The organism is Pseudomonas sp. P4_C8, assembly GCF_056401975.1.
Genome location: NZ_JBFUIH010000006.1, coordinates 92732 through 105925 on the forward strand (window position 1 = coordinate 92732; position 13194 = coordinate 105925).

At 60.4% G+C, this 13194-nt stretch carries 12 protein-coding genes and 1 riboswitch; of the genes, 6 read left to right on the top strand and 6 right to left on the bottom strand.

All coding sequences use genetic code 11. The annotated features are described in order from the left end of the window. Positions 1-82: 82 nt before the first annotated feature. Entirely contained in the window at positions 83-535 is a 453-nt protein-coding gene (locus tag AC1DWM_RS05790; RefSeq protein WP_223520111.1) for a DUF1249 domain-containing protein, read from the bottom strand. Continuing rightward, complete coding sequence (locus AC1DWM_RS05795) at positions 526-1143, bottom strand: NUDIX domain-containing protein (RefSeq protein ID WP_007946986.1); 618 nt, start codon at positions 1141-1143, stop codon at positions 526-528. Before AC1DWM_RS05795 ends, AC1DWM_RS05790 begins: the two co-directional genes overlap by 10 nt. Positions 1144-1372: 229 nt before the next feature. Here AC1DWM_RS05795 and AC1DWM_RS05800 point away from each other — a divergent pair, with 229 nt between their 5' ends. Then, positions 1373-2119, top strand: coding sequence for an RsiV family protein (locus tag AC1DWM_RS05800; protein ID WP_223520109.1), 747 nt, complete (start codon positions 1373-1375; stop codon positions 2117-2119). Here AC1DWM_RS05800 and cytX read toward each other — a convergent pair. Together cytX and thiC are read right to left on the bottom strand one after the other, a co-directional pair. Continuing rightward, the gene (cytX, locus tag AC1DWM_RS05805; RefSeq protein WP_223520107.1) at positions 2088-3380 is read right to left on the bottom strand and encodes a putative hydroxymethylpyrimidine transporter CytX; all 1293 of its coding nucleotides are present in this window, start codon (positions 3378-3380) and stop codon (positions 2088-2090) included. The two genes, AC1DWM_RS05800 and cytX, sit on opposite strands and share 32 nt — an antisense overlap. 153 nt (positions 3381-3533) lie before the next feature. Continuing rightward, on the bottom strand, positions 3534-5423 hold the full coding sequence (gene thiC, locus AC1DWM_RS05810) for a phosphomethylpyrimidine synthase ThiC (protein WP_054053301.1): 1890 nt from the start codon (positions 5421-5423) through the stop codon (positions 3534-3536). Between the two features lie 168 nt (positions 5424-5591). After that, positions 5592-5697: riboswitch (TPP riboswitch) on the bottom strand. Between the two features lie 193 nt (positions 5698-5890). Here thiC and AC1DWM_RS05815 point away from each other — a divergent pair. After that, positions 5891-7330 carry a TolC family outer membrane protein gene (locus AC1DWM_RS05815; RefSeq protein ID WP_477794789.1) on the top strand — a complete coding sequence of 480 codons (1440 nt, stop codon included), beginning with the start codon at positions 5891-5893 and terminating at the stop codon, positions 7328-7330. 45 nt (positions 7331-7375) lie between these two features. Here the strand turns inward: AC1DWM_RS05815 and waaA are convergent, their stop codons facing one another. Together waaA and AC1DWM_RS05825 are read right to left on the bottom strand one after the other, a co-directional pair. Beyond that, positions 7376-8653 (bottom strand): lipid IV(A) 3-deoxy-D-manno-octulosonic acid transferase, encoded by a 1278-nt coding sequence (gene waaA / locus AC1DWM_RS05820; protein ID WP_477794790.1) that lies wholly within the window; start codon positions 8651-8653, stop codon positions 7376-7378. Between the two features lie 11 nt (positions 8654-8664). After that, positions 8665-9561 (bottom strand): LysR family transcriptional regulator, encoded by an 897-nt coding sequence (locus AC1DWM_RS05825; protein ID WP_223520101.1) that lies wholly within the window; start codon positions 9559-9561, stop codon positions 8665-8667. A 103-nt stretch (positions 9562-9664) separates the two neighbouring features. On the opposite strand from AC1DWM_RS05825, the gene AC1DWM_RS05830 reads away from it, so the two are divergent. The 4 genes from AC1DWM_RS05830 (at position 9665) to AC1DWM_RS05845 (ending at position 13180) form a co-directional block, all read left to right on the top strand. Next, the gene (locus AC1DWM_RS05830; RefSeq protein WP_150797006.1) at positions 9665-9997 is read left to right on the top strand and encodes a DMT family transporter; all 333 of its coding nucleotides are present in this window, start codon (positions 9665-9667) and stop codon (positions 9995-9997) included. Between the two features lie 197 nt (positions 9998-10194). Beyond that, positions 10195-11370, top strand: coding sequence for an NAD(P)/FAD-dependent oxidoreductase (locus AC1DWM_RS05835; RefSeq protein ID WP_477794791.1), 1176 nt, complete (start codon positions 10195-10197; stop codon positions 11368-11370). Then, positions 11367-12179: an aldo/keto reductase gene (locus tag AC1DWM_RS05840; protein ID WP_477794792.1), complete on the top strand. Its 813-nt coding sequence runs from the start codon at positions 11367-11369 to the stop codon at positions 12177-12179. The genes AC1DWM_RS05835 and AC1DWM_RS05840 overlap by 4 nt, the downstream gene beginning before the upstream one ends. A 32-nt stretch (positions 12180-12211) precedes the next feature. Further along, positions 12212-13180: a metal ABC transporter ATPase gene (locus AC1DWM_RS05845; RefSeq protein ID WP_223520095.1), complete on the top strand. Its 969-nt coding sequence runs from the start codon at positions 12212-12214 to the stop codon at positions 13178-13180. Positions 13181-13194 lie beyond the last annotated feature (14 nt).

Sequence of the window (13194 nt, forward strand, 5' to 3'; positions counted from 1 at the left end):
AGCTAGCTATGGGGAGGAGCGGCAACGCAGCATGGTGACAATGAACACCGCCAAAAATGAGCATATTTGGGAGATAGGGCGCTCAACGCACAACGGCGTACTCGTGTCCGCAGGCCAGGCAATGGCTCAGCCATTCGCCCAGAAACATGTTCAGCTGGGCCTTTTCGTCCGGCTGATGCATCGACGCATTCGGGTAAGGATAGATGCCGCGAAAACGCCGTGCATGTTCAGCACTGACGACTTCGGCCATGCAGGCGTCGTGATAGACCTGCACTTCCAGCTGCGGTATTGGCAGCCAGGGCAGGCTGTGTTCCTGGCGCACTAGCAGGGTCGTGGTGTACGGACAGACCTGCAACACTTCCAGCGCCAGCACGCCGAGCATCTGTTCGCCGTGGGTGACGGCAATGCGCCGCGCCGCCGGCTCGTCGCGCATGTCTGGCAGCAGTCGCATCAAGCGCGCGTAGTTCGCCTCGCAGGAAGCTTGCAGCCCCGCAAGGTCCACCCTATAACGATCGCGCAGCTTGTTTACGACCATAACCCCCTCACTTCAGCGCGGTTTAAAGCTAACCATTGCAAGGCAATGATGCTGGCCGCGTTGGCAATTCGTCCGTCACGTACGGCTTGCAAGGCATCTTCGAACGCCCAGACCGTGACGCGGATATCTTCAGCTTCTTCCTCCAGCCCATGCAGGCCACCAACCCCGTTCGTGTCGCAACGCCCCAGGAACAAGTGCACGAATTCATTGCTGCCGCCCGGCGACGGGAAATATTTGATCATCGGCCAGAGCGCCCCGAACACAAGCCCAGCTTCCTCCTGCCCTTCGCGGTGAGCAACTTCTTCCGGCACTTCTTCCTTGTCGATCAGACCAGCGACCAGTTCGATCAGCCAAGGGTTGTCGGTCTTGCCCATGGCACCGACACGAAATTGCTCGATCAGCACCACTTCGTCGCGCTGCGGGTCGTAAGGCAGCACACACACTGCATCGTGGCGCACGAACACTTCACGATTGATCTCGCGACTCATACCACCCGCGAACAGTTCGTGGCGCAAGTGCACGCGGTCGAGCTTATAAAAGCCCTCGTAGCACTTTTCGCGCCGAACGATATCAACGGCGGTCGGAATGGCGTTGGCAAAATCAGTCATGACTATCCTCTTTACTGCAAATCCATTACGAGGCTCCTTTTTGTTACTTGCAACCTCGACTTCGCGCCATCCTAACGCGCCTGCGACATTTGATGCAGCCCCTTTCCCGTCAGCGGGATAGACGGTGAGGGCGAAACCAACTCTAATTAGCTTAGTGGCGAACTGACTGCTTCGTTGATAGTCGAAGCGGATAACTTTTTTGCCTTCCCCTGTTTTGCAAAGGACGCCCATGTCGCTTTTTAAAATCGCCTCCGTGGCCGCTATCGCCCTGACGCTGGGCGCCTGCCAGAGCCTGTTTCAGCCCAGCTACCGGGCACCACTGGAAACCACCCGCGACGCCACCGAAACCCTGAAACCGGGTTGCACCACATCCGAATGCCCGCTGGTGAACATCGATACAGTGCACTTTCCTGCCGAACCCGCGCTGGACGGCATCGTCGAAAAACGCCTGCTGCAATTGACCCGCACCTCACCGGACGCCCCAGTGGCACCCACGCTGACGGCCTATCGTGACGAATTTTTGCGCACCGCCAGTCCGCGTTCCAGCAGCTACCTGCAAGCCAAAGTACGTGAACAGCATGACGGCTTGGTGATCGTCGAATTTTCCAGCTACCTGGACACCGGCGGCGCTCATGGCACACCGGGCCGCGGTTTTATCAACTATTCACGCCAGCAACACAAAGTGTTGACGCTGTCGGACATGCTGATTCCAGGTCAGGAAGAAGCGTTCTGGAAGGCGGCGCAAGTCGCGCACAACAGCTGGCTGATCAGCACCAAGCTCGATCAGGAACCGGAGTTCGTGAAGAGCTGGCCGTTCCAGAAAACCCAGAACGTGGCGCTGACCTACGGCGGGGTGATCCTCAAGTACGAAACCAGCACCATCGCGCCTTACGCGCTGGGCCATATCGAACTGAAGATCCCTTACCCACGTTTGAACGGCATCATCAAGCCCGAGCTGTTTCCCGGCCGTAGCTGAAGGCCCGACCCAGCACCAACTGCAGCAGCCCTGCCAGAATCAACGACGGCAGGGTTGCGCCGATGTCCGGATACAGATTGGCCAACAAATGATAGGTGCTCACCCCACCCAACCAGGCGAGCAATGCCGGCCAGCGCAACGCGGCTGACGCCACTTGAGCCGAACGTTTGCGCAAGATGAAGTGATCCACCAGCACCACGCCGAACAGCGGCGCAAACACCGAACCGATCAACAGCAGGAAGTTCTGGTACTGGGCCAGCGGTGCCAGGCACGCGATCAGTGTGCAGATCACGCCGATGGCCAGCGCCAGATGCTCGACTTTCAAGCGCAACAAAATTCCGCTGGAAACGGCGGCCGAGTGAATATCGGCGAAGGCATTTTCCGACTCGTCCAACAGGATCAGCAGCAGCGGAATGCCCAGACCGGCACCGGCCAGCGCCAGCAACAAGGCATTCACTTCACCGCTCGGCGCGAACGCCAGGGTGTAAGCCACGCCCAGGCTCATCAGCCAGAAATTACCGATGAAGAAGCCCAGCGCCGTACCACCGAAGACGTTTTTCGCACGCTTGCCGAAACGCGAATAGTCGGCGATCAGCGGCAGCCAGGACAGCGGCATCGCGATGGCAATGTCGAAACCCACGGCAAACGGCATCGAACCATCACCGGCCTGCGCCCACAACGCGGCCAGATCGGCTTTGGCAAACAGGTTCCAGGTCAGCCAGATGCACGCAGCCAGCAACAACCAGATGCCCCACTTGCGCAGGATTTGCCGCACGAATGTCAGGGGACCGCTGACGGCAAGCAAGGTCGCCAAACCACCGAAGAAAATTGTCCAGAGCAGCGGATTCGACAGCAGGCTGCCTTCGCTAAATGCCCGCGCGCCCAACAGGCTGGCAGCGTCGCGCATGACTATGATTTCGAACGAGCCCCAACCGATCAGTTGCAGCAGGTTCAGCACGGCCGGCAAGCTCGCGCCACGTTTGCCGAGGCTGAGTTTGAGTGCGGCCATCGACGACAGACCGGTGTCGCTGCCGATCACGCCGACGGCGGCCAGCAGCAAAACGCCGACCAGGGTGCCGAGGAAGATCGCCAGCAACGAACCGGACAGGCCCAAGCCTGGCGCGAGCAGTGCGCCAGTCTGCAGCACCATCAGGCCGATGCCGAGGGAGAACCACAGGGAAAACAGATCGCGACCGCCGAAGACACGTTTGTCGGTCGGCACCGCGATGTCTGGTGAATAAGTACTCGGTTGAATGCTCAAGGGTGTTATCTCAGAGGGACATTTGTTGTTGTGTAGACCTTCACTTTCTGTAGGAGCGAGGCTTGCCCGCGATGGCGATCTCACGAGCGCTATCGCGGGCAAGCCTGCTCCTACAAAAGCTACGCCAGCCTGGAAGGACTGGCGCGGGATCGATCAAACCTTCTTGTACAGCTGACTGCCTTCCTGCTTGAACCGTTCAGCCTGATCCGCCAATCCCTGGGCGACCTCGGCATCCACGGTTTCGATCCGCTGGTTGGCCGCGTATTCACGGACTTCCTGAGTGATCTTCATCGAGCAGAATTTCGGCCCGCACATGGAGCAGAAGTGCGCGACCTTGGCCGAATCCTTCGGCAGGGTTTCATCGTGATACGAACGGGCGGTGTCCGGATCCAGACCGAGGTTGAACTGGTCTTCCCAACGGAATTCGAACCGCGCCTTGCTCAAGGCATTGTCGCGAATCTGCGCGCCCGGATGCCCTTTGGCCAGATCCGCGGCATGCGCGGCGATCTTGTAGGTGATGATCCCGGTCTTCACGTCATCCTTGTTCGGCAGGCCCAAGTGCTCCTTCGGCGTCACGTAGCAGAGCATGGCGCAACCGAACCAGCCGATCATCGCCGCGCCGATCCCGGATGTGATGTGGTCGTAACCCGGTGCAATGTCGGTGGTCAGCGGGCCGAGGGTGTAGAACGGCGCTTCGTCACAGCATTCCAGCTGCTTGTCCATGTTCTCTTTGATCAACTGCATCGGCACGTGACCCGGGCCTTCGATCATGCACTGCACGTCGTGTTTCCAGGCGATCTTGGTCAGCTCGCCGAGGGTTTCCAGCTCGCCGAATTGTGCGGCGTCGTTGGCGTCGGCAATCGAGCCCGGACGCAGGCCATCACCCAGCGAGAAGCTGACATCATAGGCCTTCATGATTTCGCAGATGTCTTCGAAATGGGTGTAGAGGAAGTTTTCCTTGTGATGCGCCAGGCACCACTTGGCCATGATCGAGCCGCCACGGGAAACGATACCGGTCACGCGTTTGGCGGTCAGCGGCACGTAACGCAGCAACACGCCGGCATGGATGGTGAAGTAGTCGACGCCCTGCTCGGCCTGCTCGATCAGCGTGTCGCGGAACAGCTCCCAGGTCAGATCTTCGGCAGCGCCACCGACTTTTTCCAGGGCCTGGTAAATCGGTACCGTACCGATTGGCACTGGCGAGTTACGGATGATCCACTCGCGGGTTTCGTGAATGTGTTTGCCGGTGGACAAGTCCATGACCGTGTCCGAACCCCAGCGAATGCCCCAGGTCAGCTTCGCCACTTCTTCTTCGATGGACGAACCCAGGGCACTGTTGCCGATGTTGCCGTTGATCTTCACCAGGAAGTTACGGCCGATGATCATCGGTTCCAGTTCGGTGTGGTTGATGTTGGCCGGAATGATTGCGCGACCGCGGGCGATCTCGTCACGGACGAATTCGGGGGTGATGATTTTCGGCACGCTGGCGCCGAAGCTGTGGCCGGCGTGTTGCTGGTCCAGCAGCCCGGCGGCGCGGGCCACTTCCAGTTTCATGTTTTCGCGGATGGCGACGTATTCCATCTCGGCGGTGATGATGCCTTTGCGGGCGTAGTGCATCTGGCTGACGTTAGCCCCGGCCTTGGCGCGGCGCGGATTGTTGACGTGGGCGAAGCGCAGTTTGGTCAGCTCGGCATCAGCAAGGCGCTCCTGGCCGAAGTTCGAACTCAAGCCAGGCAGGCGTTCGGTGTCGCCACGGGACTCGATCCACGGTGAACGCACATCGGCCAGGCCTTTGCGCACGTCGATGATGACATTGGGGTCGGTGTACGGGCCCGAGGTGTCGTACACAACCACCGGCGCATTGATCTCGCCGCCGAAATCGGTCGGAGTCACATCCAGGCTGATTTCGCGCATAGGCACGAGGATGTCCGGACGTGAGCCCTGAACATAGATTTTTTGCGAGCGGGTAAACGGCTGAACCGACTGTTGATCGACTTGGGCCGAATCACTCAGGTTCGTCGTATTTTTTAGTTTTATCGTCATCACGGGCTCTCCAGACAGCATCCAGGCAGTGGGATTTTGTCGGAGTGAACCTGTAACGAATGGACGCAGCCAATCAGCCATAACGGCACTGTTGGTGCTGTGCTCAGTGCTCGAGGGGTGTTCGATTGTCGAACAACATCCCGGACGAAGCACAAGAGGACTCGCCGGGTGACGAGAAATCTTGTTCCCTACGCAGGCGCTAACCTGATCAGGTTCAACGGGATCCGAAATTATTCGATCTCAGCCTCATAGCAAGGCACCCCGACAAGAACCCGGCCAGTCTAGACACAACTGGCAGAGAACGCCAATACCGCTGCAAACACCATGATGAATGGCGCATTCCGGATTGTTCACGCCCTCTTGCACAACTACACTCGCTACGCCAAGCCACGCATTGACGTGGTACGTGCCGCGCCTTAGCCTTGGCGCTCAAATTATTTGTGTAATATTAATTCTAGGGAACGCCTATGCTGCGCAAACTCTCACTGGCCATTGCCGTGTCTTGTGCGTCCAATGGAATGGCCTGGGCAGCAGAAGCGCCCGTATCAAACAAAAACGATCTGGTCAGCGTCTACCAGGAAGCGAAGGCCAACAACGCCGACCTCGCGGCGGCCATTGCTCAATACGGCGCACAGAAAGAAGTCGTGCCCCAGGCCCGTGCCGGCCTGCTGCCCAATCTTTCGGGCGGTGCCGAACTGGCTAACGTGCGCACCTCGATCGATCAGCCTTCGTCGACGGCCAATCGCGCTGCAAATTCGTATCAGGCCACCCTGGCGCAGCCGCTGTTCCGTGCCGATCGCTGGTTCCAGTTTCAGGCCGCCAAGGACGTCAACGAACAGGCCGCCCTGCAACTCTCGGCCACCGAGCAAAACCTGATCCTGCAGACCGCTGAAAATTACTTCAACGTGCTGCGCACCCAGGACAACCTGGCGTCGACCAAGGCCGAAGAAGCGGCGTTCAAACGCCAGCTCGACCAGTCCAACGAACGTTTCGATGTCGGCTTGTCGGACAAGACCGACGTGCTCAACTCTCAAGCCAGCTACGACACCGCACGCGCCAACCGGATCGTTGCACAGCGCCAGGTAGATGACGCGTTTGAAGCACTGATCACTCTGACCAACCGTCAGTACAATTCGATTTGGGGCGTCACCCATAGCCTGCCGATCTTGCCACCGTCTCCGAACGACGCCAAAGCCTGGGTCGATACGGCGGCCAGACAGAACCTGAATTTGCTGGCCAGCAACTACGCGGTCAGTGCCGCCGAAGAAACCCTCAAGCAGCGCAAGGCCGGCCACTTACCGACCGTCGACGCCGTGGCGAAATATGAAAAAGGCGACAACGACGCGCTGGGGTTCAGCAACCCGAACAACCTTCCTCAGGCGTACGGTGGCAACGTCGAGCAAACGACGCTGGCCCTGCAACTGAGCATCCCGATCTACAGCGGTGGCCTGACCACCTCCCAGGTGCGCCAGTCGTATGCACAGCTGGACCAGACCGAGCAGCAACGCGAAGCGCTGCGTCGGCAGATCGTGGAAAGTACCCGCAATCTACACCGCGCAGTGAACACTGACGTTGATCAGGTTTCGGCGCGCAAGCAATCGATCATCTCCAACCAGAGTGCGGTAGAAGCGACCGAAATCGGTTATCAGGTGGGGACACGCAACATCGTCGACGTCCTGGATGCGCAGCGTTCGCTGTACACCTCGGTACGCGACTACAACAACACCCGCTACGACTACATCCTCGACAACCTGCGCCTCAAACAGCAGGCCGGCACACTGAGCCCGGGGGATCTGGAAGACCTGAAGCGTTATCTCAAGGCCGACTACAACCCCGACAAGGACTTCCTGCCACCGGGCCTGGCGAAGGCAGCGGAAGAGCAATTAAAAGCAAGACCTCCGCAGTAACAGGTCATCACTGTGGTGAGGGGGCTAACCCTCTCACCACATTTATTAGCGATCGATCAACCGCCCCAGCCCATCCAGCAACCGCTGCAACGCCCCTTGATTGGTGCGCATCACCTTAAGCCCCGCCTCTGCCATCCGCTGCGCATCGCGCGGCAACTCGAACAGCCGCTGCACCGCCAGCGCCAGGCCTTCGGCATCCTCCACTTCCTGCAACGCCCCGGCACTGCGCAATTGCGCGGCGATTTCGAGGAAGTTGAACAGGTGCGGGCCGCTCAGGACTGGCTTGGCCAGCGCGGCCGGTTCCAGCAGGTTATGCCCGCCGTTCGGCATCAGGCTGCCCCCCACAAAAGCGCTGTCGGCCAAGGCGTAGAGAAACAGCAACTCGCCCATGGTGTCCCCCACCAGAACCGAGGTGGCCGAGGTCACTGGCTCTCCTGTAGAACGACGCAGTGTGGCAAAACCCTGTTGCTGACACAGTTCGAACACCGGGTTGAAACGCTCTGGATGGCGCGGCACCAGAATCAGCAACGCATCGGGATGATTGACCAGCAACTGACGATGGGCCGCGAGGACCACTTCGTCTTCGCCTTCATGGGTACTGGCGGCGATCCACACCGGTCGTTCAAGCGCCTGCCACTGAGTGCGCAGTTCGGCGGCACGTTGCAGCAGTTGCGGGTCGATGGTCAGGTCGAACTTGATTGAGCCGGTGACCTCTACGGTTTCAGGACGCGCACCCAACTCTTGGAAGCGCTGGGCTTCGGCCTCGGTCTGTACCGCGAACAGGCTCATCTCGGCGAGCATCGGCTGCGTCAGTTTGCTGAAGCGACCATAGCCCTTGGCCGAGCGTTCGGACAGCCGCGCATTGGCCAGTGCCACGGGAATCCCGCGCCTGGCACATTGGTGAATGTGGTTGGGCCAGAGTTCGGTTTCCATGATCACCGCCAGGGTTGGCCGGACCCGATCCAGGAAGCGCGCAGCGGCGCATGGCAAATCGTAGGGCAAGTAGCAGTGCTGAATGCGCGGCTCATTGGCGAACAAGGCCAGGATGCGCTCGGACCCGGTCGGGGTCATGCAGGTCACGGTAATCGGCAACTGTGGATAACGTTGCAGCAAGGCGCGAATCATCGGCGCTGCGGCAATGCTTTCGCCCACCGACACCGCGTGCACCCAGATACCGCCCGGCGTCATCACCGGCAGTCCGACGGAGAAACGCTCGCCAATACGCTTGGCGTACGCCGGCGCCTTACGCGCCCGCAGCCACAGCCGAATCGCTACCAGTGGCAGCCCCAGGTAAAACAGCGCGGTATAGAGAGTTCTATTCATGGCGGCGGAGTTTATCGGCTTTTCTCGCCGATCGCCTGCAAGTGCACGGCAAAACGTTCCGCCAGCCAGCGAGCCGCCGGGCCCAGCGGTTCATCACGACGCCATACCAACTCCACCACCAGCGCCGGCGGGGTCCATTCGCTGACCAGTTCAACCATCAAGTCCTGATACGCCGGGTATTGCACCACATGCCGTGGCAACCAGGCCCAACCGAGGCCGCGCACCAGCCATTCGGCCATCACGTAGAAGCTGTCCGCGCGCCAGACTTGTGGGCTGGCCGGTTCGCTACCGGGATAGACGCTGGACTGTGTGGACATCAGCAACTGGCGATGCTGCGCCAGAGCCTGACAATCGACGTGTGCCTGTTTCGCCAGTGGATGCCCGACGCCGCACACCGTGACCATCTCGACGCGCCCCAGCACTCGCCGCTCAAGGGCCTCGGGGATTTGGTCGTGATAAAACAGCAATCCCAGATCGGCCCGGCGCTCCACCAGCTTGCGCGCCACATCGCCTTGGGCGGCGCTGGTCAGTTGCACTTCGAGGCTGGGAAATTTTTCGGCCAGGGCTTCGAAGCTTTCGATGATCGGCTGATAGGGCATGGCCTCATCCTGTGCCACGCGCAGACGAGCTTCCTGGCCGCGCATCATGGCCAGCGCGCGGCCATTGAGGCGCTCACACTGACGCAACACTTCCCGCGCCTCTTCCAGCAATGCGTTGCCGGCCTCGGTGAGTTTCGGCTGACGGCCACTGCTGCGGTCGAACAGGCTCACGCCCAAGTCTTCTTCCAGCAGTGCAATCGAACTGCTGACCGCCGACTGCGCCTTGCGCTGATTGCGCGCCACGGCAGAAAAAGAACGCTGCTCCGCTACGCTGACAAACAACCGCAGTTGCTCAAGATCCCATTGCATAGGCCAACCCATCTTCATGGCAGATAGGTAATGACTTTACCGCATCTGAAGAGTCTCTAAAATGCCAACCTCAGAAAGCAACACTTCACACGAGGATGCCCCCATGACCGCTTACTACTACTTGGCCATCGCCATCTGCGCCGAAGTGATCGCGACCGTTTCGATGAAAGCCGTCAAAGGTTTCAGCACCCCGCTGCCGCTGATTCTGGTGATTGTCGGCTACGGCATTGCCTTCTGGATGCTGACCCTGGTGGTGCGCAGCGTTCCGGTCGGCGTCGCTTACGCGGTGTGGGCCGGCATGGGCATCGTGATGGTCAGCGTCGCGGCGCTATTTATCTATGGGCAGAGGCTGGATGTGCCGGCGATGCTGGGGATGGCGTTGATTGTGCTGGGCGTTGTGGTGATCCAGCTGTTCTCCAAAACCGCAGGCCATTAGGCCCAAACCACAATCCATTGTGGGAGCGAGCCTGCTCGCGATAGCGTCATGCCCGTCGACATCTATGCAAGCTGACACACCGCTATCGCGAGCAGGCTCACTCCTACAGGTTTGCATCCCTCCAGTTGATCACCGACAAGTCCCCTTTTCTTCGAGTCTGTATACTGCGCCCTCGTCTTGAACACTGAGGTCGCCGCATGCCATCCGTTATTTCCACCGACGTTCTGATTGTCGGCGCTGGTGTCGCCGGCCTCTGGCTGAATGCGCGTCTGCGCCGCCAGGGTTTTTCGACCGTGCTGGTGGAAAGCGCCAGCCTCGGCGGCGGGCAGAGTGTGAAGTCCCAGGGCATCATTCACGGCGGCGCCAAGTACGCGTTGCATGGCGCCCTGACCGGGGCGTCGGAAGCCATTGCCGACATGCCCCGCCGCTGGCGTGCAGCGCTGGCGGGCGATGGCGAACTGGACCTGTCCGGCGTGCGCCTGCTGTCCGAAGCCCACTACCTCTGGTCCCCCGGCACGCTCGCCGGCAACCTCACCAGTTTCTTCGCCAGCAAGGCCGTGCGCGGCCGAGTCGATCAGGTCAAGGGCGAGCAACTGCCACCGGCCCTGCAAGACAAACGCTTCAAGGGCAAGGTCTATCGCTTGGCAGAATTGGTGGTCGATGTGCCAAGTCTGATCCAGCGCCTGGCCGATCTGGCCGGAGATGGCCTGCTCGCCGGACAGAAGATCGAACCGCTACTGGAAGGCAACGCTCTGGTCGGCCTCAAGGTCGATGAACGCGAGATTCGTGCCCAGCGCATTGTCCTGAGCGCCGGCGCCGGTACGGCGGCGTTACTCGAAGCGTTGGGGCTGAGTCAGCCCGCCATGCAGCGCCGGCCGTTGCACATGATCATCGCCAAAGGCCCGGGCCTTAAACCGTTGTACGCCCATTGCCTGGGTGGCGGCACCAAACCGCGCCTGACCGTGACCACTCACCCGGCGGCCGATGGCCTGTGGGTCTGGTACATGGGGGGCGATATCGCCGAAGCCGAAGGCGTTGCTCGAGAACCCGCTGAGCAAATCGCTACGGCCCAGCAAGAGCTCGGACAATTACTGCCATGGATCGACCTGAGCACCGCGCAATGGGCCACCTTGCGTGTGGACCGCGCCGAGCCGCTGCAATCGGGGCTCACCCGCCCCGACAACGCCTTTCTCGCCGAACAAGGTCGCTTGATGGTGGGCTGGCCGACCAAACTGGCACTGGCGCCGGACTTCGCCGACCGGGTCATCGCCAGCCTGACGCGCGACGGCATCCAGCCAAGCCAGACTGAGCCGCTGCCGCCGCTGCCAAAACCACCGATGGGCGTTCCGGCCTGGGATCAACTGCTGCCATGAGCCAACCAACCCTGCACGAACTGCACCGCCCGCTGGGCAGCACCGGCCTGCTGGTTTCACCGCTGGGCCTGGGCACGGTCAAACTCGGCCGCGACCAAGGCGTGAAATACCCCAACGGCTTCCAGATTCCCGACGACGACGATGCGCGCAGGCTGCTCAAACTCGCGCGCGACATGGGCATCAACCTGATCGACACCGCACCGGCCTATGGCTGCAGTGAAGAACGTCTCGGCCCACTGTTGCGTGGCCAGCGCCAGGACTGGGTGATTGTCAGCAAGGTCGGCGAAGAGTTTACCGACGGCCAATCGAGCCATGACTTCAGCGCCGCCCACACTCGACTGTCGGTGGAGCGCAGCCTGCAACGCCTGGAAACCGATTTTATCGACCTGGTGCTGGTGCACTCCGACGGCAACGATCTGGCGATCCTCAATGACAGCGAGGTCTACGCGACCCTCGCCAAGCTCAAGGCCGAAGGCAAGATTCGCGGCTTCGGTTTTTCCGGTAAAACCGTCGAGGGTGGTTTGAAGGCTCTGGAGCAAGGTGATTGCGCCATGGTCACCTACAATCTGAACGAGCAGAACGAGAAGCCCGTCATTGACTATGCTGCTGCTCACGGCAAAGCCATCCTGGTCAAAAAAGCCCTCGCCAGTGGTCATGTGTGCCTGAGTCCAGGCGTGGACCCGGTGCGCGCCAGCTTCGAATTGTTGTTTGAACATCCGGGTGTTGCCAGTGCTATTGTCGGGACCATTAATCCGCTGCACCTCGCCCACAACGTTGCGACCGTTGCCCAGGTCCTCCGTAGAAACTGATGCCGCCCACGCGGCCTTAAGCAGGAGCCGACATGCCGCGTACGCTCATTAGAAAGAACCCGAGCAACTTCAAGACCCTGCCGTTGTACGTCGAAGCGACTCCCGAAGGCTTGAGCTATCAGAGCGTCGGGATGCCGCTCAATTTCTCCCAGACCCTGCAACGTCGCCGCCCCGTGACGGTGGCTAACACCGAGCGGTTTGCGCTGGAACTGGCCAATCTTGGCGTCTCGGTGCGCCTGACCCTGCATTGGCAGAACCGCGATTACTGGGTGCTGGTGCGTCAGCGTCGGCAAGACCGTGGCGACGTGGTGCTCAAGCTGATCTCCGGCTACGTACCGGCCCATGAGCTGAACCTGCCGTTGCACACCGCGATCCAGGAAATTGCTGAGGAATGCCTGCTGGAAACCCCGGAAGGCTGGCTCGGCGGGCGTTTCAACGACACATGGCTGCCGGCACCCTACGCCAGCGCCCTGCATTACCGCGAGGCGCTGCCGTTTCGCCTGACGCCGTTGTCCGGTTCGGCGCGGCCGGTGCGCTGCGCCAAGCTTCAGTTGATCGAACGGCCGCGCGCTTACGTGCATCTGCCCACCGCGTCGTTGCAATTGATCTATGACTTGCGCCTGGACGTGCCTAAAGAAGCCAAATCCCTGAGCCTGTTTCATGTCGATGAGCGACTGGAAGGCGATCAACTGGTCGCCCGGCTCGACCGCAAGCGCCCCGATTTATACCTGATGCCATTGCAGGACGGTCAGCCGATGGCCGAGCTCTATACCTTGAAGAAAGATCAACTGTACCCGGCGAGTACTCGTGGCTTGTTTCTGGCGGAGAGCTTTGCCCGGCAGGAAGGCTGGGTAGTGCGTGATGAGCGGATTCGCTGGAAGGATTGGGTGAGGCAACAGGGCTTGAGCCCACCGGGGAAAGATTCAGGTTTGGCGCGGTTGCGTGGGAAGGCGAAGCAATTGCTGAAGAGAATCGTACCGCGTAAAAAAGTCAGCTCTTAAAGCAAAAGGTCAAA

Coding starts and splice junctions, on each gene's coding strand:
- AC1DWM_RS05790 (WP_223520111.1), bottom strand. CDS start 535: ATGGTCGTAAACAAGCTGCGCGATCGTTATAGGGTGGACCTTGCGGGG.
- AC1DWM_RS05795 (WP_007946986.1), bottom strand. CDS start 1,143: ATGACTGATTTTGCCAACGCCATTCCGACCGCCGTTGATATCGTTCGG.
- AC1DWM_RS05800 (WP_223520109.1), top strand. CDS start 1,373: ATGTCGCTTTTTAAAATCGCCTCCGTGGCCGCTATCGCCCTGACGCTG.
- thiC (WP_054053301.1), bottom strand. CDS start 5,423: ATGACGATAAAACTAAAAAATACGACGAACCTGAGTGATTCGGCCCAA.
- AC1DWM_RS05815 (WP_477794789.1), top strand. CDS start 5,891: ATGCTGCGCAAACTCTCACTGGCCATTGCCGTGTCTTGTGCGTCCAAT.
- waaA (WP_477794790.1), bottom strand. CDS start 8,653: ATGAATAGAACTCTCTATACCGCGCTGTTTTACCTGGGGCTGCCACTG.
- AC1DWM_RS05825 (WP_223520101.1), bottom strand. CDS start 9,561: ATGCAATGGGATCTTGAGCAACTGCGGTTGTTTGTCAGCGTAGCGGAG.
- AC1DWM_RS05830 (WP_150797006.1), top strand. CDS start 9,665: ATGACCGCTTACTACTACTTGGCCATCGCCATCTGCGCCGAAGTGATC.
- AC1DWM_RS05835 (WP_477794791.1), top strand. CDS start 10,195: ATGCCATCCGTTATTTCCACCGACGTTCTGATTGTCGGCGCTGGTGTC.
- AC1DWM_RS05840 (WP_477794792.1), top strand. CDS start 11,367: ATGAGCCAACCAACCCTGCACGAACTGCACCGCCCGCTGGGCAGCACC.
- AC1DWM_RS05845 (WP_223520095.1), top strand. CDS start 12,212: ATGCCGCGTACGCTCATTAGAAAGAACCCGAGCAACTTCAAGACCCTG.